The sequence below is a fragment of the Myxococcales bacterium genome (genome assembly GCA_016716835.1).
Taxonomy (GTDB): domain Bacteria; phylum Myxococcota_A; class Polyangia; order Haliangiales; family Haliangiaceae; genus JADJUW01.
On record JADJUW010000003.1, the window covers coordinates 81143 to 102484 of the forward strand.

Here is a 21342-nt window from a genome sequence, read left to right on the forward strand (position 1 = left end):
GGCGCGGCAATGCCGGCGCGTAATTCAAAAATAGAGGTGAAACATCAGGCGCACGGCGGGATCCCAAATAATGCCATACGTCGACTCGGTGACCTTGATCTCGAGGCCATTGCCTTGCTCGGTTGTGGTCTTGTCGGTGGCTAGCAACAAATTGCTCGCCTGCATGCTAAGCGAGACGTGCTTACGTGCCCAGTACTGCACCTCGACGCCGTAGCCAAGCCCAATGCCCGACATTGTGGTCGAGTTGCCGTCGCCATCCGGATTGACCTTGTTGGTGTGTAGTTGCGCGAGGCCAACCGCGTGGAGGTCGGTCTTGGGGCGTCTCATGACCGGCACGAGCAGCTGTGCGCCGAGCGCGAATTCGGATTGGCGATCGGTGGACTTGTCGTTGCCATCGTCGATTTTATCGCTGTCGGCCGCGGCGCGCAGCATGGCCTCGAACTGCACGCCGGAGGCGAACCTGGCGCGAACGCTGGTGGTATTGAGCACCGTGAGGTCGGTTTGCGTGTTTCCCATCGGCGCCAGGGCCCAGCCGACGCCAATACCGATGGAGAAGCCCGCCGGACGCGTGTGGCGGAGTATGTCAATTTCGGATGGCGCCTCGTCGCCGTTCGTCTCGATGACCGTCACGCGGCGCATGCGCTTGCCGTGGTGCCGTCCACGGTGTTCGCCAGCGTGGAGACCGCGGCCGTGCTTGTCGCCGTCATCGTCGCCGTCATCGTTGTCAGCATCATCGCCGTCGTGTGTTTCGACAACTTCTTCATTCACCACCACAGGTGCGGGCGGAGCAGGTGGAGCCGGAGGCGGCGTGGGCTGCGCAAACGCGAGGGCTGGGACAAATAGTAGGAGGCAACTTGCGAACTTGTGCATCGTGAGCAGGGACGTAGCATAACGCCGGCTCAGGGTGCAGCGCCGCGGCCGTATCTATCTGTGATTCGCACCACATCGTCGAGCTCTGGCGTGGAAACCTCGGCGAGCTCGGCGTCGGTCAGCGCGGTCAGGCGGTGGCGCAGGCCCGCGGGCACGTGGAGAATTTGGTGCCGCGTAAACTGCTCAATGCTCGGCGGCTCGCTTTCGGCGAAGAATTCGATCGATACCTCACCGGAAAGCACCATCAACGTCTCCTCTTTGCGTTGATGATACTGCAGCGAAAGTGCATGGCCGGCGTGAATAACTAGAATCTTGCCGACGTAGCGCTCGGTGTGAGCCCACAACAATTCGTAGCCCCAGGGCTTGTCGATGCGCACCGGCTCGGTGCGACCAGACGGTGTTGTGGCGGCGGTCATCGCGCCAGCCTAGCATGGCAGACGCGTCCATCGACGCTACGGATCAAAGCAGGATATGCTGCCACTGGCGGCGTGGCATTGCCCATGCGGACCTTGCGCGCAGCGAACTTGGCCGTACTGGGCGACGCAGCCATAGCCGCACGCGATCTGACCATATTGCGCAATGCATTGTGCGCCTGGGGTCGTCGCGCACTGCACCCTGCCGTATTGCGCGACGCAGCCATAGCCGCACGCGGTTTGGCCGTAGTTCGACAAGCAGGTCGGGGCGTCGTGAACACCTGCCGGTTCGTGATCACGTCCACGCCGCTCGCGACCTCCGTGCTCCGAACGTCGCCGCGACGCTTTGGCTGGCGCGGGGTCCCAGCACGTAACGCTGCCATATGCCGCGGTGCAGGTACCAGTCGGCGTCTGCGCGCATTTCAATTGGCCGTAGCCCGCCGTGCAATCGTAGCCGCACGCCGTCTGTCCATAGGCCGCATAGCACCCCGCAGGACGCCTGCCTTGCCGGTCGGCCGCCGCCTCGGCTGGCAGCAGCGCCGCGAGCATCAGGAAAAGGCCAACCCCCTCCGTCCACCGCCGCATGTTTTTTAGAAAGCCAAGATGTCGTTGGTCATTCGTCATGTTGTCATCTGAACGCCCAACACGCCAAAATATTCACGATGCTCGCCATTTTTCTGCGCAGTGCGGCGCGAAGCGCGGGGGCTAAAATGCCGCGTCGCTGATGGTGAGCGGTGAGCGGTCTTCTTTGGCGATGAGCGCGGCCTTGCCGGCCACCGTCGGCAGCACGTTGTGCGCAAAGTACAGCGCGGCGGCGCGCTTGCCTTCGTAGAACGCGCGGTCGGGCGCGTCGGCGGCGAGCGAGGCCACGGCGGCCTCGGCGATCACGGCCTGGTCGAGCAGGAGCCAGCCAACCGTCAGCTCCGACATCATTTCTAGGAAGCGATTAGCCGACAGCGGCACCATCTCCATCTTGCCGCCGGTCGACCAGCCGAGAAAGCGCATCGCCGAGCTGGTGACGGCCTCGAGCGCCTTGGCCAATTCCGCGATGCCATCGCCGAGCGTCGCATGGCCCTTGTTGGCGGCAATAAACGCGCCGACATCTTTGGCGAACGACTGGAAGTTGGCGCCACCCTTTTGCCCCAGCTTGCGGCCGACGAGGTCGAGCGCTTGGATATGGTTGGTGCCCTCGTAGATCGAAAAAATCTTGGCATCGCGCGCATACTGTTCGACCGGCCAGTCTTTAAGGTAGCCGGCGCCGCCATAGGTTTGGATCGCGGTGGCGCAGACCTGGAACGCCTGATCTGAGCCATAGGCCTTCACCAGTGGCACGAGCAAATCGACCTGGCCTTGGTGATAGTCGCGTCCCGCGTCGTCGGTGGCGGCGGCCTTGCGATCGACGTGCATGGTGAGCTTGATCGCTAACGCTCGCACGCCCTCGACGCGCGCCTTCATGTCGAGCAGCATGCGGCGAACGTCGGGATGCTCGATGATGGCGGCGCGGGGCGCGTTGGCGTCTTTGAAGTGCGCCATATTCGAGCCCTGCTTGCGATCCTTGGCGTATTCGAGCGCGTTGAGGTAGGCCGAGCTCATGACGGCGAGGCCTTGGATGCCGACCCCAATGCGGGCGAAGTTCATCATGTGGAACATTTGGCTCATGCCCTTTTGTTCCGTGGTGCCGACGAGCTCACCGAGGCAATTGTCGCTCTCGCCAAAGGAGAGGCTGGCGGTCGATGACGCCTTGATGCCCATCTTGTGCTCGATGCCGGTACAGATCACGTCGTTGCTGCTTCCGTCGGCGCGCAGCTTGGGCACGATGAAGAGCGAAAGGCCCTTGGTGCCGGCCGGTGCCTCGGGGGTGCGCGCGAGCACGAGGTGCACGATGTTGCCAGAAAGGTCTTGATCGCCGCCCGAGATAAAGATCTTGTTGCCCTTGATCTTATAGCTGCCGTCGGGCTGCTTGATCGCGGTCGTCGTCGCGGCGCCGACGTCGGAGCCGGCCTGGGGCTCGGTCAGGCACATGGTGCCCGCATATTCGCCGGCGTGCATCTTGGCTGCCCAGCGCTGTTGTTGATCGGGCGTGCCAAACTCGGCGATGGTATCGGCGGCGCCGGTGGTGAGCGCGGGATACATGTTGAACGAGGTGTTGGCGCCGCACATCATTTCCTCGACGGCCATCGACAAGGTAAGGGGGCCCGCTTGGCCACCAAATTGTTCTTCAACCGCGATGCTGCGCCAGCCGACCTCGTAAAGCGATTTCCACGCCGCGGTGAAGCCGTTTGGCGTCGTCACCTTGCCGTTTTCATATTTACAACCGATCTTGTCGGCGGCGCCGTTGAGCGGCCCGAGCACCTTGCAACACCACGCGTAAGCTTCATCGAGCACGCTGGTGACTTCGTCCTTGCCCCAATTGGCATACGGCGCCTTGCTGAGGAGTTCGCCGAGCTTAAATTGTTCAAAGAGCACGAAGCGGAATTCGCGAAGGCTTGCCTTATAAAAGTTGACGTTTTGCGACATGGGTCCTCGATGGTTCGCTGCGGCAATCTGGCGTTAAAATGAACGTTGAATGAATACTCATTCATTTTATGATGCCACTTATGCAATGCGTCAAGCAATTCAATGAACAAAGCCTCGGACTTCACCGTCTGACAGGCAGTAAGCTCAAGTCCGTTATCAGGAGGAAGATTGTGATTACGCATATTTCCAGGTTCACAGCACGCTTTTTAGCCACCGCTTTGCTCGTCGGTTCGACCGTGGTTGGCCACGTCTCGGCGCAACCAGGAGGCCGGCGCTCGCCGCCACCTCCACCGCCCGGAGGGAGCCCGTCGCCGCAGTCGTCGCAGGTTCCGCCGGCGCCAACTTTGGTAGCTCCGCCACAGGCGGCAACGTATCCAACCACCGCGCCGCCGGCACCGCAGGCGGAACGAGTTCGCGGCGCCAAGCGCAAGGGGCACATTTGGGTCCCAGGCAATTGGTCGTGGCAAAACGGTCGGTGGACCTGGACCGCCGGTCGATGGGAGCGCGTCGTTCCAGATCAACGATTCGTCGAAGGACGTTGGGAAAACCAAAACGGCCAATGGGTGTGGATCCCGGGCCGTTGGCAGCAAGTGCTGCGCGAGCCAAACGTTGCGCCGCCTCCGCCAAAAGACCCAACGCCGGCGCAAGTACTCGCGGGCAAAGTGTGGTTTTCGGGTCGCTGGGAATGGAAAAATGGCGAGTGGTCGTGGAACCCCGGTCGGTGGCAAGATGTCAAACGCGGCTACCGGTGGGTCGACGGTCGCTGGGAGCAACGCGGCGCCTCGTGGGCGTGGGTCGATGGCCGTTGGGAAGAATTGCCCAAGGAACCAAACATAGCGCCGCCTGCGCCGCGTGATCCCGCGCCAACCGAGCTGCGTCGTGGCAACAAGGTGTGGGTCGCCGGTAAATGGGAATGGAAATATGGCCAGTGGGAATGGACGCCAGGCCGCTGGGAGCGCGAACGCCGCGGTTCCGTTTGGACAGAAGGCCGTTGGGAGCAACGCGGCAACACGTGGACGTGGGTGCCGGGCACCTGGACCGCCTTGCCCGCCGAGCCCAATGTAGCACCCCCGCCGCCGCGCGATACGCGCCCAGCGCGCGGTGCTCGCGGCCAGGTTTGGGTCGCCGGTAAATGGGAATGGAAGTTTGGCGAATGGAAATGGACGCCTGGTCGCTGGCAGCGCGAGCAACGCGGCAAGCAATGGCGTGATGGCCGTTGGGAAAACCAAAATGGCCGTTGGGTATGGGTTCCTGGTGCGTGGGAAGCCGCCGCTCCGGCGCCAACGCCGACGCTGGTGCCGCCGCCGCAACCGGCGACGCATCAGCAGCCGCATCATCAACAACCGCCGCAACCGCAGCCTGCGCCACAACCACAACCTCCAGTTGTCAGCGGTCCAACCGCGCCGCCACCAGCGCCCGTGGCCGAAAGACCAGGCACCGCGCGACCGGGCTATTTTTGGCAACCAGGGCGCTACGTTTGGCAAGACGGCCAATATTCGTGGCGCGCTGGCAGCTGGCAGAAATCGCAAGCTAGCAAGACATGGACGCCTGGCCGCTGGGAGCTGCGCGGCAGCGTCTACGTGTGGATCGACGGCAGCTGGAACTAGACCCGGAACGCACCGTATGGGAAATTTTGCGCGTACGGCTTCGCTCGGTCGGTCACATACCAAGCGTATGCTCCCTCTCTCGCTGCAGGCGTGCGCGCAAACTTCCTCCATACGGATGCATTCCGTATAGAAATATTGTTCGGACTATTAAGTGCTCGAGGAGCGGGCGTCGGCAAACCACGCGACGGTTTCGCTCATGCCCTCGGCCACGGTATGGCTGGGGTGGTATCCAAGTTCGCTCGTGATGCGATCGATGGACGCCTGCGAATGCGGGATATCGCCCGGCCGCGCGGGCGCGTATTCGAGCTGCGCCTCGGCGATGTCTGAATCAACGCGCACGAGGCCGTCGCGGATCATTTCGAAGAGTTCTTTGACCGTGGTGCGTTCGTTGCAGCCAACGTTGTAGACGCGGTGCAAAGGCGCATCCCAATGATGGATGGCGGCCAAGATGTTCGCTTGCACGACATTGTCGATGTAGCAAAAATCGCGGCTGGCGGTGCCGTCGCCGTAGACTTGGCAGGTCTTGCCCGCCAGCAGCGTGTCGATCCACCGCGGCACCACGGCGGCGTAGGCCCCGTTTGGATCTTGGCGGCGACCAAAGACATTGAAGTAGCGCAGGCCGACGAGGTTGAGGCCATAGCACGACGAAAAGACGTCGGCGTAGATCTCATCGCACCGCTTGGTGGCGGCGTAGGGCGACAAGCACTTGCCAATGGTTTCCTCGCGCTTGGGCAAGTCTTCGTGATCGCCGTAGACCGAGCTTGAGCTGGCATAGACGATGCGCGTGATGCCCGCGTGGCGCGCGGCCTCAAGCAGGTTGAGAAAAGCCACGACGTTGTTGGCGTTAGATGGTAGGGGCTCTTCGATCGACCTCGGCACTGAACCGAGCGCGGCCTGATGCAAGATGATGTCGACGTCGCGCACGGCCCGCTTGGCAACCGCGGGATCACAGAGATCACCCTCGATGAATTTGAACTGGTATTTTTGATCGGGATTGATCGAGAGGACGTCGTCGAGATTTTTTTGATGGCCTGTGATGAAGTTATCGACGCCGACGACGCTCTGGCCAAGGTCGAGCAAGCGCTCCATCAGCGCGGAGCCGATAAAGCCCGCGACGCCGGTCACCAGCCAGCGCCGAGGTTCGTTGACCAATTTCTCACAGAGTAAGTCGTAGCCACGCGCGCTCATAAGCCAACCTGCCTCGCATGGTCCGTGGAACGGCGACAGACGTCAACACGTGCCGGCTCAAAACGCGTCGAATTGTCGCGGCTCGCGCCACGTCATGGGGCCTCCATAAGCACGACGCCAAGCATGCGTTCGCGCGGCAATTCGCGCACGAGGTCGCGTAACGCGCGGTCGTCACATCCAATCTCGGCGAGCACGAGGACGGCGTGCAAGGTGCCGGCGGCCGCACCGTGTTCGCCACGCGCCTGCAACCCTCCGAGGTCGCACAGCAAATATTCCGCGGTGGCGGTTGCGGCCTGCGCGAGATCCAGCAGCGGGCTTTGTGCGCGCGCTTGCTCATCGCCGGCGCTGGTGGCTGCCCATGTTGCCGATGGCACCGCGGTTAACGCATAGAGGGCCGCGCCGAGATCTTGCATAAACGCGGCGAGCCTCGCGGGGCGTCGCGCCCGCGCCGCGCGGCGAGCCGCAGGCAACTCAATGATACCAACCGTAAGCGCGCCCGCGGCGACGATGCGGCGCGCCACCGACACCGCGCATTCCGAGACGGCCTCCATGCCCGCATGTTACCATGGTGCGTGTTGTCGGTCGTGCATGTGCTGTCGTCGCTGGGCATGGGCGGGCAGGAAATGCTGGTGCTGCGGCTCGCGGCGGCGCAGCGTGCGCAGGGGTGGGACGTGCGCGTGGTGTCGCTGGCAACCGCGGCCCCGGCGCTAGCAGACGCGTTTGCCACGGCAGGCGTCCCGGTACATGTGGTAGCCAAGCAGGCTGGCCTTGACGTCGCGCTGCCGGTGCGGCTGGCGCGCTTGCTGCGCACGCTACGTCCAAAAATCGTGCACACACACAACCCGTTGCCACTCATCTATGCGGCGTGGCCGGCACGCCTGGCGGGGGCGCGCGTGATTCATACCAAGCACGGCAAGAATCCCGCGGTCGGGGCAAACTTGATCGCAAGGCGCACGGCGGCAGCGGCGGTGGAGGCGTTCGTCGCGGTGTCGGAGGGGACGGCGGCGCAGGCCCGGCTTGCGCGCGAGTGCGCAACCGGCAAGCTAACGACCATCGTCAATGGCATCGACGTGACGCGGTTTGTGCCCGATCCGGCGGCGCGCATGAAGTGGCGCGCGGCGTGGGGGCCGGTGGACGCCGCGGCCGATGTTTGTGTCGTGATTTCTGTCGGGCGGCTCGACGAGAACAAGCATCATGCGATGCTCTTGGCCGCCGTGGCGGCGTTGCCGGCTGAGGTGGCGGCGCGGGTGCGCGTGATGATCATCGGTGAGGGCCCGTTGCATGACGCGCTCGCGGCGCAGGCTTTGGCGCTCGGCCTTGCGGACCGCGTGCGGCTGATGGGGCGACGCGATGACGTGGCCGAGCTGCTTGCGGCGGCCGATCTCTTCGCGCTGACGTCGCGCAGTGAGGGCTTGCCACTCGCGGTGGCCGAGGCCATGGCTTGCGGACTGCCGATTGTGGGCACCGATGTCGGTGGTATGCGTGATGTCGTGGGCGACTGCGGGGCCTTGGTGACCTCCGAAGACGCGCCGGCGCTGACGGTGGAGCTGGCGCGCTTGATCGCGGGTGATGAGTTGCGCGCCACGCTTGGCGCCCTGGCGCGGGCGCGCGCGGTCGCGCAGTTTTCGCTCGCGACGATGGCGACGGAGTATGAGGCGTTATACCGGGGCGCCCTAGCGCGCTGATCGCATGGGCCCGCGCCATAAGACAATGACCGAGATAATGAGCAACGAGGCCGCGAGCCATTCTGAGGCGCTGGGCGCACCAGAAACGCCAAATGCGGCGAGTAGCGACGTCGCCACAATACCCGCCAAGATGCTGCCTGAGCGATTGAGCGGCACGCTGTAGCTGTGCTCTTGCGGCGCCAGCAACACCAGGCCGCCAAAAAAACCGGTGGCCTGCGACAGCACGCCCATGAGCAAGATGAGCCAGGCCTGCGGGTGGCGCCATAGCTCGGTAAAGCCGTCTTGCAACCGCGTTAGCGCGGCGGCGTCGATGCCAAGCACGGGCAAGGCCGCGAGGGCGGCGACGAGCAGCAGCGCCATCGGCGATGCGACGAGTTGTTCCTCGACGAAGTAGCGCATGCGCTCGCGCTGCGTCACCTGCTTGCCGGCTCGGCTCATGATGAGCAGGCGGATAAGATATGCGCCGAGGTAGCACGCGATGTCGAGCGCGGCGAGCCACGGCAGATTGGCCTTCGCCTGCCCAGAAAGCCCAAGCACCGCAACTAGGCCCAGCGCCAGCGCTACCCACGAATACCACCACACCTTGCGTCCGGTGATCGCATCGACGAGCGGCGCCAGCAGCAGCACGCCGCCGCGCATGAGCAGGCTCATCAGCGAGATATTGACGCCGACAAACGCGTACGACAGCGTGGTGGTCACGATGATCGCGGCGGTGGCGGTGCCGGCAAGGAGCGTGGTGCGGCTCGGCATCGGCACATCACGGCCAAGGAGGCGACGCGTGCTCGCGAAGCGCCAATAGCCGCCGAACGAAAAAACCGCGAGCATCGACAGCACGGAGGCCATGAGGCTCAGCGGCAACAGGGCAAGCCCCGAGACCACGGGCCCGGAGAAAGCACCCGACGACATGGCCTTGGTGAGCGCGGCATATGGCACGTAGGCGGCAAAATAGCCCAAGGCAAACAACCACAGCCGCATCGAGGTTTCGGGCATGGTGAGCGCTAACGCTTAACGTGCCACATGACGTTCCACGTGACGTCTTGATAGCGAAAGGTGTTGCGTTGCACCGGCTGGCGCGTCGCCGCAAAACGCGCGAGGTCGTCGGCGAGGACGCGCTCGGCGCCGTCAAAGTAAGTGATGAGCCAACCACGCGTCGCCAGCGCATCGAGGCGGGCCAGCGTCGCGGCGAGGTCTTTAATATAGTAGAGGACCTCGCAGGCGACGACGACGTCGAAGCGGCCCCCCTCCCAGCGTTCGTCGGTGACCAGCCCGGTTTCGAATGCCGCGCCCGGCACGCGTGCTTGCGCGCGGGCGATCGCGGTGGCGGAAATATCGAGGCCGGTGACCTGGCGCGCGAGCTGGGCCAGGTGCTCGGTTTGGTGGCCTTCGCCGCAGCCAAGCTCGAGCAAGGTGTCGATATCGCCAAACTGCTCGCGCAGGATCTTGTTGGTGGCGGCGAAGCGAAATTGCTCCTTGGCACTCGCCATATGCCAAGGATCGGCGACGCGGTAGGCAAAGTCGATGCGCTTGTGCGCGTCGCGGCGCGCGATGCCTTTCATGGTGCGGCGAATCCATTGTTCGCGCAGGGCCGCGCGAAGCGTCGACGCCTCGGGGGGCGCGTCCGGGTGGTTTGGTGCGGCCGTGGGCGTCGACCCTGGCGGCGGCAGGCCTGCGCCTGCTGGCGCCAGCTGCGCGCGATACGACAACCACGGCACGGCGAGCTGACCGCGAAACTCATCAAGCGATAGCTGACGATCGAGCGCGTAGCGCGGCAGATCCAGCCAGTCGCGGCGCCGTCGCAACGACATGCCATTCGCGTTGGCAAAGCCCAGCGTATAGCCCGCATCGCGCACCGCTTGGTGCAGCGTGCGGTCGCTGGCGACGCTGCGGCCGGTAGGATAGGCAATGGCGAGGGTGGGGCGCCCAAGTTCTTCTTCGAGGCGCCGCTTGCTGTGGCGCAGCTCGGTGGCGACTTCGCCAAGCGCAATCTGCTGCAGCACGCGATGGGTGACGCCATGCGAGGCAATGTCCATGCCGGCGTCGCGCAGCGCGCGCAGATCGTCCCACGTCATGATGAGCTCATCGGCGAGCCGCCGCTCGAGCTCGGGCGTCCAGTCGATTTGCAGCGCGGCGGCGAGCTCACGCATAAAACGCGGCAGGTCGAGATTAGCGCTGTCCTTGACTAGGCGCAGCAGCGCGTGGCGGCCGGTCTCATTGGCGATGAAGCGACGCGCCGTGGGGTAGGTCATCGCAAACGCCGTGCCTTGGCGTTCGCGTAGCATCCAGGCGATTTGTTCCCACCAAAACAGGCGCCGGTCGTCGATGTACCCAGTTGGCACAAAAAACGTCGCCGGCAGCTGATGCCGCGCCAACACGGGCAAGGCGCGGGTCAGGCACGACTTGTAGCCATCATCAAACGTGATGAGCAGCGCGTTGGCGGGTAGCGCGCCCTCGCCGCGCGCCGCTCGCGCCAAATCGGCCAGCCGCACGACCGAGAAGTTAGCCGCGACCCACGCCATCTGGCTATCAAACATGTCGGTGGTAGCGTCGGCGACGTCTGGATCAAAGCGATAGTCGGCGTCCGGCTGTTCGACGTGGTGATAGGTGAGGACCGTCAGCGGCGACCACGGCAGTTTCGACCACGGTAGGCGTTCGCGCGCGTCCATGAGCGACTGCGCGATCGGCCGCTGCCCCATAAGCGTCGACAGCGCCGCGCGAATTCGCATCGCCTCATTCTACGGCATTTGCGCGGTTTTTCCTATGGCGGTGTGGAAGTGATCCCGCGCAAGCGCGTCGCGCGACGTGGGCACACTCCGCTGGCCCGCCGCGGCGCCGGCACGTCGGACGCGCGCGACAAGCTAATAGGTACACCCTTCGATGCCATTGTTGCAGGGCCGACACTCGCCTTTGATCAAGTCCTCGTCAAACTCGAATTCGATCGTGGCTTCAAGCTGCCCGGCCGGCGAGACCGCCGCCAGTTCCACGGCGCCCACAATGTCAAACGCGCGGTACGTTACGGGCGCGCCATCATAGAAGGTCTCACCTTCCTGCACTGCAAACGCGTAAATGGTTGTGGAGGCGGCGGCATCAACTGACCAGATCTCTTCGCAATACGCGCGAATGTCCGAATTGCAGAGCGTCACGGAAGCGTACCCAAGCGGGTAAGAAAAGACGCCAGGCTTCCAGCCTGAACGAAACCTGTACATTAGGTCGAGCGGTGCACCATCGGCGCGAATGTAGTAGGTCATCGATTGATGGTCTGTGTCGTCACCGTCAGCCCAATAGCCGACCTCTGATTCAAACGAACTCGACACCCCGTCGACTAATTGACTGCCGGCGGCGGGGTTTGCGGTTCGAATGATTTCAAATTCGCATTCTTTGCCGCACCCGGCTATCCCGTGGAATAACAGCAACCCTGCTACGATGCGGCTAGCCATGTTAGCAGGCTAGCTGAAACACCTGGCGGTGTGCGGTACTTGCCACGCCTTGCCAACGATTGCCAGGCCCCGTTGGCGGGCGCTTGAGACGATCACTGTTAAGGCGCGCGCTTGGGAATGACCTTGCGCACCGCAGCCTTCGCCACCGCGGCGCCAGCGCGCAGGGCGAACGCGACGTCGCGCGGACGCCGCGTGTGATACAAGCTCCACGCCCAGTGCTCGGCGGCGGTGCGCACCTCGCCACCACCCGCGAGGCCTCGCGCAAAACGGGCGCGGGCGCGGGCGAGCGCACAGTGGCGCACGGCGGCAGGTAGCTCGTCGCGATACTCATCAAAAAAACGTTCCATGACGAATAAGTAATCCTTGTACGTGCCGGCCACCGCGTTGAGCCCATCTTCGAGGCCCCGCGCGGCGACGGTGAGCGGCGCCTCGATTACGCCGATTGGATAGAGGCGCGCGACGCGCAGCATGTAGTCGATGTCTTCGGCCGTGCGCAGCTGAGAATCAAAACCGCCGAGCTCTTCGTAGACGCAACGCCGCATCGCCACCGACGACGGCACCATCGCCGGATGCTGTGCGATGGTGTGCAGCGCAAACCCATCGCTGGGAATGGTATCTCGTCGCCGCAGCGTGTCCTGCGCACCGTTAATGTTGCGGCGCAAGACGTCGGTGACGACCATGCCGAGCTCGGGGTGGTCGGTGAGCTTGTCGACCTGCGCCGCGGTCTTCTCGGGCAACCAAAGATCATCGGAATCCAAGAACGTCAGCACGCTGCCGGAGGCCTCGCCAAGCCCTCGATTGCGCGCCGCCGACACTCCCGCATTGGCCTGATGAACGTAGCGCACGCCCGGAAACTCGCGCGCGACGACGGCACGCGTGTCATCGGTTGAGCCATCGTCGACCACGATGGTCTCGATGAGCTCGTGGGGATAGGTCTGCGCCGCCACTGAGGCCAGCGCGCGTCGCAATAACCCGGCGCGGTTGAAGCTGGGGATGATGACGCTCACCAGTGGCCGCATGCGCCAATTCTACGCCAGCGGCGTGCCCTGGGCGCGTAAACTGCACTACAATTAGCGCCGTGTCGGGATTGCGCAGCGCCGTCAAAACCAGGCTGGTGCGTCGCGCCTACCGCAGCGGCATGCTCGATCTTTGGCATCGCCGCCGCAATCGCCAGGCGCTGACCGTGATCATGTATCACCGGATCATCGACCCGGGTGATGTGCGGTGGCTGCGCTGCGATCCGGAATATTCGCTTTCCACGGAGCTCTTCGAGCAGACGCTCATTTTTTTTCGCCGCCACTATAATCTGGTGACGCTCGATGACATCGCGCGCGCCCGCGCCCGGCCAGGTAGCCTGCCCGAGGTGCCTCTGCTCATCACGTTCGACGATGGCTGGGCCGATACCGCTGACTTCGCGGCGCCGCTGCTTTCCAAGTATCGCTGCCCATCGCTGTTGTTTGTCGCCACCGATGTGGTGGGGCGACCGGATGCATTTTGGCAGGAGCAAATGGTCGGCGCGTGGCGAAGCGGACGCCTGGGCGCCGAGCGGCTGGCACAGGTGTGGGATGAACTCGGTGAGCCGGTGCACGCCGCGCAGGCGAGACGCCACGCTGCCGCGCGTGCCGACCTCGAGCCTCTGCGCGCCGTCATCTCGCATTTGGAGCGCCAGCCAAGCGATCGCCGGCAGGCGGTGCTCGCGCGCCTCTATGCCGTGCTCGCCGATCCGACGCCGCAGATGATTACGCAGGCCAAGTTGGCGGAGCTGCCAGGGCAGGGCATGGCGCTCGGCGGCCACGGCCACAGCCACACGCCGCTAACCGACGTCGCCAATCCAGGCGGTGAGCTCAATGAATCGCGGCAGCGTCTATTTCGTGTAACCGGCCAGTACCCGCGCGCGATGTCGTTTCCCCACGGCGCGCACACCGAAGCCCTGGTAGAGCAAGCACACGACCTCGGCTTCGAGCTGCTCTTCACCAGCCGGCGCAAGCTCAACAACGCGGGCGATCTGGCGGCGGGCGTGCTCGGTCGCGCCGGGTTCACCGCGGAGACCATTTGCGATGATCGCGGCCAGTATTGCCCCGATCGGCTAGCCTGGTTTTTGTTTCGCATTGAGCAGCCGCGCGCCAACGTGTTGCCCAAGTTTTCGCGGTAACGTGGTGTGTGTTTGTTTTGCCGGGCCTTGGGCTCTTGGTGATCGTCCTGATCACGCGCCCGCAAGAATTTGTGCCGCTGCTCGCAGGTGTGCCGCTGCTGCACCTGGCGGCCGTGGCCGCGCTGCTCGGCTATGTGCTCGACGTTCGCATCGGCCGCTTGCGGCCGCAATGGTCGCCGCTGCTATGGGTTGGATTTGCGTTCTTGGCGTGGGCGGGCGTCTGCGATCTGGCCGCCGGCGGTGAGAGCCTGCCGCAACGCCTCACCGAGCTCGTCATCCTGGGCGTGTTGTTTACCCTGATGGCGGGTGGCATCCAGCGCCTGCGATCGTTTCGCTGGTTTGCCGGTATCGTCGTCGCGCTTTGCGCTTTCCTCGCCATCGTCGGCATTGAGCAGCGATTTGCGCCGTATGGCTGCGTCGCGGTTGATCCGGTCTATACCGCCGAGGGCGCGCCGGATGGTCGCCCGTGCGACACCGCAGTGATGTGCATCGACGGCAGCGGCGATGATTTTCGCTGTGAACGTGTCGGCCTGTTTCAAACGTTTTCGATCGAAGGGCGTGTGCGCTATCGCGGCGAATTGCACGATCCCAACGAGCTCGCGCTGTGGCTTGGGCTCGGAGGCATCGCGCTGGGCCTGGGGCTGTGGTTTGGCCACGTGCCTGGCGTGCGGCGAGGTCCTCGCGACGCCGCCCTCGCCATCGCGATGGGGCTGTGCTTGGCATGTATCTACTTCACGCAATCGCGCGGTGGACTGTTGGTCGTGGTGATCATTGCCGGCACCTTTGCCATTGCGCGGTGGGGGCGGTGGGCGATCTCCGCAGGCCTGGTGATAGCGCCGTTGGCGTTCTTGATCATGCGAGCTGCTACCGCGGGACGCGATACCGAGTCGGCCGCGATGTCGACGGCCTTGCGCTATGAGGCGTGGGCGGCGGGCCTGGGCATGATGCGCGGCAGCCCCTTGGTCGGCGTCGGGCATCGCCAATTTGGCGAGCATCATTATATGACGGCGCACAACTCGTACGTGCTCGCGGCGGGCGAGTTGGGGTTTCTCGGCCTGGTCTTATTCTTGGCCTTGCTCGCGCAGGCGCTTAAGATCGTCTTTGTTGGATATCGCGAGCTGGGCGGCATCGCAGGCGCCGAGGTGCCGCGGGTGTGGGCGCTCGCCTTGCTCGCCGGTGGTCTCGGGCTGGTGTTCCAGATCGGCACGCTCTCGTTCGCTTATCACTCGGTTATGTGGCTTTACCTCGGCCTAGTTGCCGCATGGCACGGCGCCGTCGTGGCGCATGTGCCGACGTTCTCGCCACGCCTGCGCCTGGGTGAGTGGCTCGCCGTTGCCGTGGTAGCGGCCCTATTTGTAACCGTCTTGCTGCCGATGTACCTTCGCCTCCAACACGCGCTATGATGCGCTGATGTCAGACACGCGCATGAGCCGACGCAAGATCATTCTAGGCGGCCTGGGCGCCGGCGCCGTGGTGGCGGGGGGCGCGGCGTGGTCGCTGCGGCGCAAAATTACGTCTAAGCTGGCGCGCTATACCGAGGCTTCGTCGTTTGCGGCGACGCCGGCCGCGCCCGTGCACGATGCGGCGCGCGATGCCACCAAGCTGTATGTGGCGCAGGGCGGTGGCAGCCCCGCCGAGCGCATCGATGGCGTCTTTGCCAAGCTGGGCGGCGCGGCGGCGTTGGTTGGGGTCGATGACGTCGTCATCATCAAGGTTGCCGCGCAGTGGTGGAACCAGGGCATGACCAATGTCGCGGCGGTAAGGCGCGCGATTGAGCACGTGCTGGAAATTCCGGGCTTTCGCGGCGACGTAATCGTGTTCGAGAACACACATTTTCGTTTCCTCGATCGCGCCGATGACGACCCTGCGCGCGGCCTGACGCGGGCGTGGACGCATCCAAGCGTGCGCAACGTCGACGTTAATGGCTGGAGCTCGCTGGGAGATTTGATCCCCACTTTTCGGCGCTTAACGCCCGCGTGGGCTTTGTCGGCCTCGTCGATGCGGGCCTATCCTCGCTCCAAGATGACACCTGGCACGACGCCGCGCATGCGCACGGGCACTACGGCGGCGATGGCCGCGGGCCGCTGACGACGGGCGATGCGCGTGACGGCTACTTTTGGGATTTCTCGCAGGTGTTTCGCCTGAGGCGCAGCCTGGTCGACGACGCGCAGACGCCGCTGACGTGGCCGCGCTTCACGGACGCCCGCAGCGGCCTCACGATCGATCTGCGCGACGGCGTGTTTCGTCGCGAGGGCGGCAAATTGGTCAAGGTCGATCGCAAGCTGACCTTTATCAACATGACGACGGGCAACGAGCACGGCTCGACTGGCTACACCGGCGCGGTGAAGTCGGCGATGGGGCTGGTCGACATGAGCGCCGGCGCGCTCGGCACGCATCCGCTCGCGCAAGGCTATCAGTCGGTGCACTACTTTGGCTCGTTCGGCAAGCGGCGGCCCAGCTGGCGCATGGCGGGGCCGCTCGCCGCGTTCTGTGCATCTGTCCGGAAACCGGACCTTTACATTACGGTCTCGGAATGGACCGCCGCGATGCCGGCGAAGGGCTGGCCAGACAGCGAGGACCTGCGCCATGCCGAGCTCAGCGCGCACCACACCAAGACCATCGTCGCGGGCACCGACCCAGTTGCCGTCGACGCCTGGTGTATCCGCAATTTGATGATGCCGATCCGCGGCCTCAATTTTGACGCCTACTACAACCTCGATTCGGCCGAGGCCAAGGCGACCAAGTTCCTGCGGTATTACAAAGAAGTCGCCGGCGTCGGCGCGCTCGATCCTGCGCTTGTCACGATCGTCTAGGATCCGCGCCTTTTCCCCTACGCGTCAGCCAGGTTGGTACGTCACCGCAACAAAGCGTTTGCTAGACAGTTTCCGGGCAGTCATCGCACGTGCATGGCTCATAGGGGCAGGTAACCGTGACGCACCGAGCGTAGGTAGGGCACCCAATGGTGCAAGCAGATGTGCCGTTAATGCACGGGCTAAGGGTCGAATCAGCGGCTCCCGAAAATTTTGCCAAGGTTGTGATCGAAAGACGTTTGAGCGCGAGCTTCTTCGAGGTCTGTTTCATAATGCGCGGGACACTAGCATCGCCGAGAAAACCACGTCAACGAATTATCTCGGGACTGGGCCAACTTCCTGAAAGAACTAAGGCGCGACCTCGGCATCGCAAAGGTGGCTGCCAGTTGCTAACAGGGCCGCAGCCGCCTGCGCGATGCGCGGCGCAAGATACGTATGTCGTGGCCGCGCTTGCGCGTTGCGCACCGCGAGCGAAATCGCCTTGCCGGTGCCAACCAAGATGACCAGTTGCTTGCCGCGAGTCATCGCGGTGTAGAGCAGGCTCTTGCTCAGCATCATGAAATGCTGCGTCACCACGGGCATGACAACGGCCGGATATTCCGAGCCCTGGCTCTTATGCACGCTGACCGCATAGGCCAGCGCGAGCTGGTCGAGCTCGGCGCGATCGTAGTCGGCGATGCGGCCGTCGGTAAAGATGACGCGTGCCTGGCCGGCATCGGCGTCGATGCGATCGATGTAGCCGATGTCGCCGTTGAAGACACCCTTGTCGTAGTCGTTCTTGAGCTGCATCACCTTGTCGCCGGTGCGCAACGTGGTGTCGCCGCGGACCAGCTCGGCCTTGGCCGTGGCGGCCGGGTTGAGCGTGGTCTGGAGCGCCTTGTTGAGCGCCGCGGTGCCGACCTCGCCCCGGTGCATGGGCGTCAGCACCTGGATGTCGGCGGTCGGCGAGAAGCCAAACTTGCCGGGAATGCGCTGCGTGACCAATTCGACGATGGTGTCGAGCACCGCGGCGGGCTCGGGACGATTAATAAAATACATGTCGTTGCCCGGGGTCTGCGGGTCGACAAATTCAGGCATTTGGCCGCCGTTGACGCGGTGGGCGTTGGCGACGATTTGGCTCGCGGCGGCCTGGCGAAAAATCTCGGTGAGCCGCACCACTACCGCTGCCTCGCTGGCAATGACATCGGCCAAGATGGCGCCGGGCCCGACCGAGGGCAGCTGGTCGATGTCGCCGACCAAGATGAGCTGCGCCGCGGGCGGGATGGCGGCGAGCAGTCCGGCGAACACAAAAATATCGATCATGCTCGCCTCGTCGACGATCACCACGTCGGCCTCGAGCGGGCGGTCCTTGTTGCGGGCAAAGCTGCCGTTCTGCGGCGTGTATTCGAGCAGGCGATGCAAGGTCGCGGCGGTTTGGCCCGTGCTCTCGGAAAGCCGCAAGGCCGCGCGCCCGGTTGGCGCGCCCAGCGCGAGGCGGCGAAACTGCTTGGTCGCGAGGTGGCAAATTGCCTTGACGATCGTCGTCTTGCCAACGCCAGGGCCGCCGGTGATTACGACAAGCTTTTCGTTGGAGGCCGCCTCCACCGCCCGGCGCTGTTGGCCGGCAAGCTGCACCCCCGCGGCCGCTTCAAAGGCGGCGATGGCCTCGGCGGCATCCACGGGCTTGCGACTCGTCGCGGTATTCGCGAGGACCGCCACCGCCTGCGCAGCCGCGACCTCGGCCTCGTGCGCGGCGGGCAGTGACACGCACCAACCCCGATCGCCCAGCAGCTCCTCGACGAGCAGCTTAGTCGCCACGAGCGTTTGCATGGCCGGCATCAATTTGTCGACGTCCACCACCAGCAGCTCGCGGCCGCGCTCGAGCAACTCGGCGCGCGGCAGGTGCGCATGGCCATCCTCGAGCGATTCGCCGACCACGTGCAAGAGCCCCGCCTCGAGGCGGGCCGGCGCGTCCTTGGCAAGTCCCATCTTTTGCGCGATGCCATCCGCGGTGCGAAAGCCAATGCCCCAGATGTCGATCGCCAGCCGATACGGATTGGCGCGCACGATCGCCATTGCCTCGCGGCCGTATTGCTTGATGATGCGGCCGGCAAACGCCGCCGACACGCCGTGGCCGCGCAAAAACACCATGACGTCTTGCACGTGGTGGTGAGTCTGCCAGGCCTCGGCAATGCTCGCCGCGCGCGCCGCGCCAATCCCCGAAACCTCGGTCAGCCGCGCTGGCTGGTTGCCGATGACCTCGAGCGTCTGAAAGCCAAAGGCCTCCACCAGACGACGCGCCATCTCGCCGCCGATACCTGGGATCAGCCCCGAGCCGAGAAACTTTTCGATGCCGTCAAGGGTTTCGGGCGCGCGCGGGTGGGCGCTCCCGACCTTGAGTTGTCGGCCGAATTTCTTGTCCGTGATCCATTCGCCGCGCACCAGCCAGCTCGAGCCCTCGGTCATGCCGACGAGCTGGCCGACGATGGTCACCAGGCCACTGGCGAGTTGTCCGGTTTTCGTGCTCTGCGGCGCGGGCAGCAGGCGCGCCACCGCGAACTGCGAGTCCTCGTTGCGATACACGATCTTGGCGATCGTGCCTTCCAGCGTGACTTGGTTGGGCGCAGCGTCGGTTTCCATGATGAGGCAATCGGCGGCGCGCGGGGGCGTGCTAACGCGTTAAAGGTTGGTACAGCTCGCCGCGGCGATCGCGGAAAAAACCCATGCTGGCGCGGGCGCGCTGCAGCGCCGCGAGGTCAAATGTTGCCAGCGCGACGCCCGGCGCCTCACGGCCTAGCTCGCTGAGCATGTCGCCGCGTTGGTTGCACACAAACGAGCTGCCGTAAAAACCGATGCTATTTCCGGCCTCGCCCTCGACGCCAATGCGATTTGCCGCGATGACGCCGACCTGGTTCGCGACGGCGTGGCCCTGCATCACGCGCTGCCAGCTCGCCTGGCTATCGAAGTCGGGCTCTTCCGGCTCGCTGCCGATGGCGGTTGGGTAAAATAGGAGGTCGGCGCCGAGCAGCGCCATGGCGCGCGCGCACTCGGGGAACCACTGGTCCCAGCAGATGCCGACGCCGATGGTGGCGTAGCGGGTGGCAAACGCCATAAACCCGGTGTTGCCGGGACGAAAGAAGAACTTCTCCTGATAGCCAGGCCCGTCGGGAATGTGGCTCTTGCGATAGACGCCAAGCAGCGCCCCGTCGGCATCGATCACCGCGACCGAATTGTAATAGGCCGGCCCATCTTTTTCAAAAAACGAAATTGGCATCACGATGCCGAGCTCGCGGCAGAGCGCCTGAAAGTGGGCGATGGTCGGATGTCCGTCCACCGGACGCGCGCGCAGAAAGTCTTCCTCGCGCTGGCCTCGGCAGAAATAGAGGCCTTCGAAGAGTTCGGGTGGCAAGATGATCTGCGCGCCCTGCGCATGCGCCCTCCTCGCCAGCGCGGTGACGTTGGCGATATTCTCGCCGAGCTCATCGCCAAGGGCGAGTTGCAGCGCGGCGACGCCGACGGTGCCGGAGGTCTTGGCGACGGTGGGTTGCGTGGTCATGGGCGGCTCTCGCTGATAGAGGGTTGCTGTTGCGTCGTGCAATGAAAGCCGCCGCCGCCGATGACTACCGGCTTGCAAGGCAGCGCGACGACGCGACGGGTCTTGAACATCGCACCGATCGCGGCAACCGCGGCGTCGTCGTGACGCGACTCATAGGTCGGCATCACGACCACGGTGTTGGCGACGTAGAAGTTCATGTAGCTCGCGGGCAGCAGCGCGCCCGCGGCATCGCGCACGGCGCCGGGCGACGGCACCGTGAGCACCTCGAGCTTGCGCCCGTGGGTATCGGTTGCCACGCGCAGCGCGGCGATGATCGCGCGCAGGGCGTCGCGGTTCGGATCGTCGTCGGCCGGTTCCATGCACGCCACGACGCCCGGCGCGACGAAGCGCGCGATGGTGTCGATGTGGCCATCGGTGTGATCGTTTAGCAGGCCGTCGCCGAGCCAGATCACGTTGTCGCCGCCCAGGGCATAGCAAAGGCGCGCATTGAGGGCCGCCTCGCCGAGCGGCATGCCCAGCCCGCGATGGTTGCGGCCGCCATCCAGCAGGCATTGCCTGGTCGTCATGATGTTTCCGACGCCATCGACCTCGACCGCGCCGCCTTCGAGCACGAAATCAAATTGCACCGCCTCGTAACCCGACGCCTGCGCGACGGCGGCCGACACCTCGGCATCACCAGGCATGACGTACTTGCCGCCCCAGCCGTCAAAGCGAAAGCGCGCCGCCAGTTGCTCGATGCCGCCGGCGCCGCGCGCCTGCAAAAAGATGGCACTGGTGTCGCGCAGCCACACGTCGCCATAGGCCCAATGATGAAAACGCACCCCGAGGGCAGCGTTGCCGAGCAGGGCGCGCGCCGCGTGTTCATCGTCGGCATGGCGCACCAGCAGCTCGACGCGCTCGCCGCGCGGCTGCCCGCCTGCATCCATATCGACAATGGCGCGGCACATTTCCATCAGCGCACGCTGCGGCGCAGCGAGGCCTTCGCCCCATTGCTCGTCGGCGTAGGGCCAGGCCGTCCAGACCGCGTCGTGCCTGGTCCATTCGGCTGGCATGGCAAATCCGCGCATGGCCTCGGTTACCATGAAATGAGCCTGAGCTAAATTCATTTCGTAGGCTTAGGCCCCGCGCGAC

The 21342-nt window shown here is 64.5% G+C and carries 19 protein-coding genes; 6 read left to right on the forward strand and 13 right to left on the reverse strand.

Going from position 1 to position 21342, the window contains the following annotated elements:
• Window positions 1–24: 24 nt before the first annotated feature.
• From IPL79_19090 to IPL79_19105, 4 genes are all read right to left on the reverse strand, one after another.
• Window positions 25–870: an outer membrane beta-barrel protein gene (locus IPL79_19090; GenBank protein ID MBK9073080.1), complete on the reverse strand. Its 846-nt coding sequence runs from the start codon at window positions 868–870 to the stop codon at window positions 25–27.
• 29 nt (window positions 871–899) lie between these two features.
• Window positions 900–1286 (reverse strand): cupin, encoded by a 387-nt coding sequence (locus tag IPL79_19095; protein ID MBK9073081.1) that lies wholly within the window; start codon window positions 1284–1286, stop codon window positions 900–902.
• 36 nt (window positions 1287–1322) lie between these two features.
• On the reverse strand, window positions 1323–1907 hold the full coding sequence (locus tag IPL79_19100; GenBank protein MBK9073082.1) for a hypothetical protein: 585 nt from the start codon (window positions 1905–1907) through the stop codon (window positions 1323–1325).
• An 81-nt stretch (window positions 1908–1988) separates the two neighbouring features.
• Window positions 1989–3800 carry an acyl-CoA dehydrogenase gene (locus IPL79_19105; protein MBK9073083.1) on the reverse strand — a complete coding sequence of 604 codons (1812 nt, stop codon included), beginning with the start codon at window positions 3798–3800 and terminating at the stop codon, window positions 1989–1991.
• A gap of 218 nt (window positions 3801–4018) precedes the next feature.
• Between IPL79_19105 and IPL79_19110 the strand changes: the two genes are divergently transcribed.
• Complete coding sequence (locus tag IPL79_19110) at window positions 4019–5407, forward strand: YXWGXW repeat-containing protein (GenBank protein MBK9073084.1); 1389 nt, start codon at window positions 4019–4021, stop codon at window positions 5405–5407.
• A gap of 147 nt (window positions 5408–5554) precedes the next feature.
• Here the strand turns inward: IPL79_19110 and IPL79_19115 are convergent, their stop codons facing one another.
• Complete coding sequence (locus IPL79_19115) at window positions 5555–6595, reverse strand: SDR family oxidoreductase (GenBank protein ID MBK9073085.1); 1041 nt, start codon at window positions 6593–6595, stop codon at window positions 5555–5557.
• A gap of 92 nt (window positions 6596–6687) precedes the next feature.
• Window positions 6688–7146 carry a hypothetical protein gene (locus tag IPL79_19120; GenBank protein MBK9073086.1) on the reverse strand — a complete coding sequence of 153 codons (459 nt, stop codon included), beginning with the start codon at window positions 7144–7146 and terminating at the stop codon, window positions 6688–6690.
• A gap of 21 nt (window positions 7147–7167) precedes the next feature.
• Here IPL79_19120 and IPL79_19125 point away from each other — a divergent pair, with 21 nt between their 5' ends.
• Window positions 7168–8280, forward strand: coding sequence for a glycosyltransferase (locus IPL79_19125; GenBank protein ID MBK9073087.1), 1113 nt, complete (start codon window positions 7168–7170; stop codon window positions 8278–8280).
• Here IPL79_19125 and IPL79_19130 read toward each other — a convergent pair.
• From IPL79_19130 to IPL79_19145, 4 genes are all read right to left on the reverse strand, one after another.
• The gene (locus IPL79_19130; protein ID MBK9073088.1) at window positions 8269–9270 is read right to left on the reverse strand and encodes a hypothetical protein; all 1002 of its coding nucleotides are present in this window, start codon (window positions 9268–9270) and stop codon (window positions 8269–8271) included. The genes IPL79_19125 and IPL79_19130 overlap by 12 nt on opposite strands.
• An 8-nt stretch (window positions 9271–9278) precedes the next feature.
• On the reverse strand, window positions 9279–11003 hold the full coding sequence (locus tag IPL79_19135) for a polysaccharide deacetylase family protein (GenBank protein ID MBK9073089.1): 1725 nt from the start codon (window positions 11001–11003) through the stop codon (window positions 9279–9281).
• Between the two features lie 132 nt (window positions 11004–11135).
• Entirely contained in the window at window positions 11136–11714 is a 579-nt protein-coding gene (locus tag IPL79_19140; GenBank protein MBK9073090.1) for a hypothetical protein, read from the reverse strand.
• A 98-nt stretch (window positions 11715–11812) separates the two neighbouring features.
• Window positions 11813–12733 (reverse strand): glycosyltransferase, encoded by a 921-nt coding sequence (locus tag IPL79_19145; GenBank protein ID MBK9073091.1) that lies wholly within the window; start codon window positions 12731–12733, stop codon window positions 11813–11815.
• A 59-nt stretch (window positions 12734–12792) separates the two neighbouring features.
• On the opposite strand from IPL79_19145, the gene IPL79_19150 reads away from it, so the two are divergent.
• From IPL79_19150 to IPL79_19165, 4 genes are read left to right on the forward strand one after another with little or no spacing between them, the layout of a single operon-like run.
• Complete coding sequence (locus IPL79_19150; protein ID MBK9073092.1) at window positions 12793–13866, forward strand: polysaccharide deacetylase family protein; 1074 nt, start codon at window positions 12793–12795, stop codon at window positions 13864–13866.
• An 8-nt stretch (window positions 13867–13874) separates the two neighbouring features.
• Window positions 13875–15269, forward strand: a complete 1395-nt coding sequence (locus IPL79_19155) for an O-antigen ligase family protein (GenBank protein ID MBK9073093.1) — start codon at window positions 13875–13877, stop codon at window positions 15267–15269.
• A 7-nt stretch (window positions 15270–15276) separates the two neighbouring features.
• Window positions 15277–15954, forward strand: coding sequence for a hypothetical protein (locus IPL79_19160; protein MBK9073094.1), 678 nt, complete (start codon window positions 15277–15279; stop codon window positions 15952–15954).
• Window positions 15843–16679 (forward strand): DUF362 domain-containing protein, encoded by an 837-nt coding sequence (locus tag IPL79_19165; GenBank protein ID MBK9073095.1) that lies wholly within the window; start codon window positions 15843–15845, stop codon window positions 16677–16679. Before IPL79_19160 ends, IPL79_19165 begins: the two co-directional genes overlap by 112 nt.
• Window positions 16680–17024: 345 nt before the next feature.
• On the opposite strand, the gene IPL79_19170 is transcribed toward IPL79_19165, so the two are convergent.
• From IPL79_19170 to IPL79_19180, 3 genes are read right to left on the reverse strand one after another with little or no spacing between them, the layout of a single operon-like run.
• Window positions 17025–19295 carry an ATP-dependent RecD-like DNA helicase gene (locus tag IPL79_19170; protein ID MBK9073096.1) on the reverse strand — a complete coding sequence of 757 codons (2271 nt, stop codon included), beginning with the start codon at window positions 19293–19295 and terminating at the stop codon, window positions 17025–17027.
• 31 nt (window positions 19296–19326) lie between these two features.
• The gene (aguB, locus tag IPL79_19175) at window positions 19327–20211 is read right to left on the reverse strand and encodes an N-carbamoylputrescine amidase (GenBank protein MBK9073097.1); all 885 of its coding nucleotides are present in this window, start codon (window positions 20209–20211) and stop codon (window positions 19327–19329) included.
• The gene (locus tag IPL79_19180; protein MBK9073098.1) at window positions 20208–21278 is read right to left on the reverse strand and encodes an agmatine deiminase family protein; all 1071 of its coding nucleotides are present in this window, start codon (window positions 21276–21278) and stop codon (window positions 20208–20210) included. Before IPL79_19180 ends, aguB begins: the two co-directional genes overlap by 4 nt.
• Between the last annotated feature and the right edge of the window lie 64 nt (window positions 21279–21342).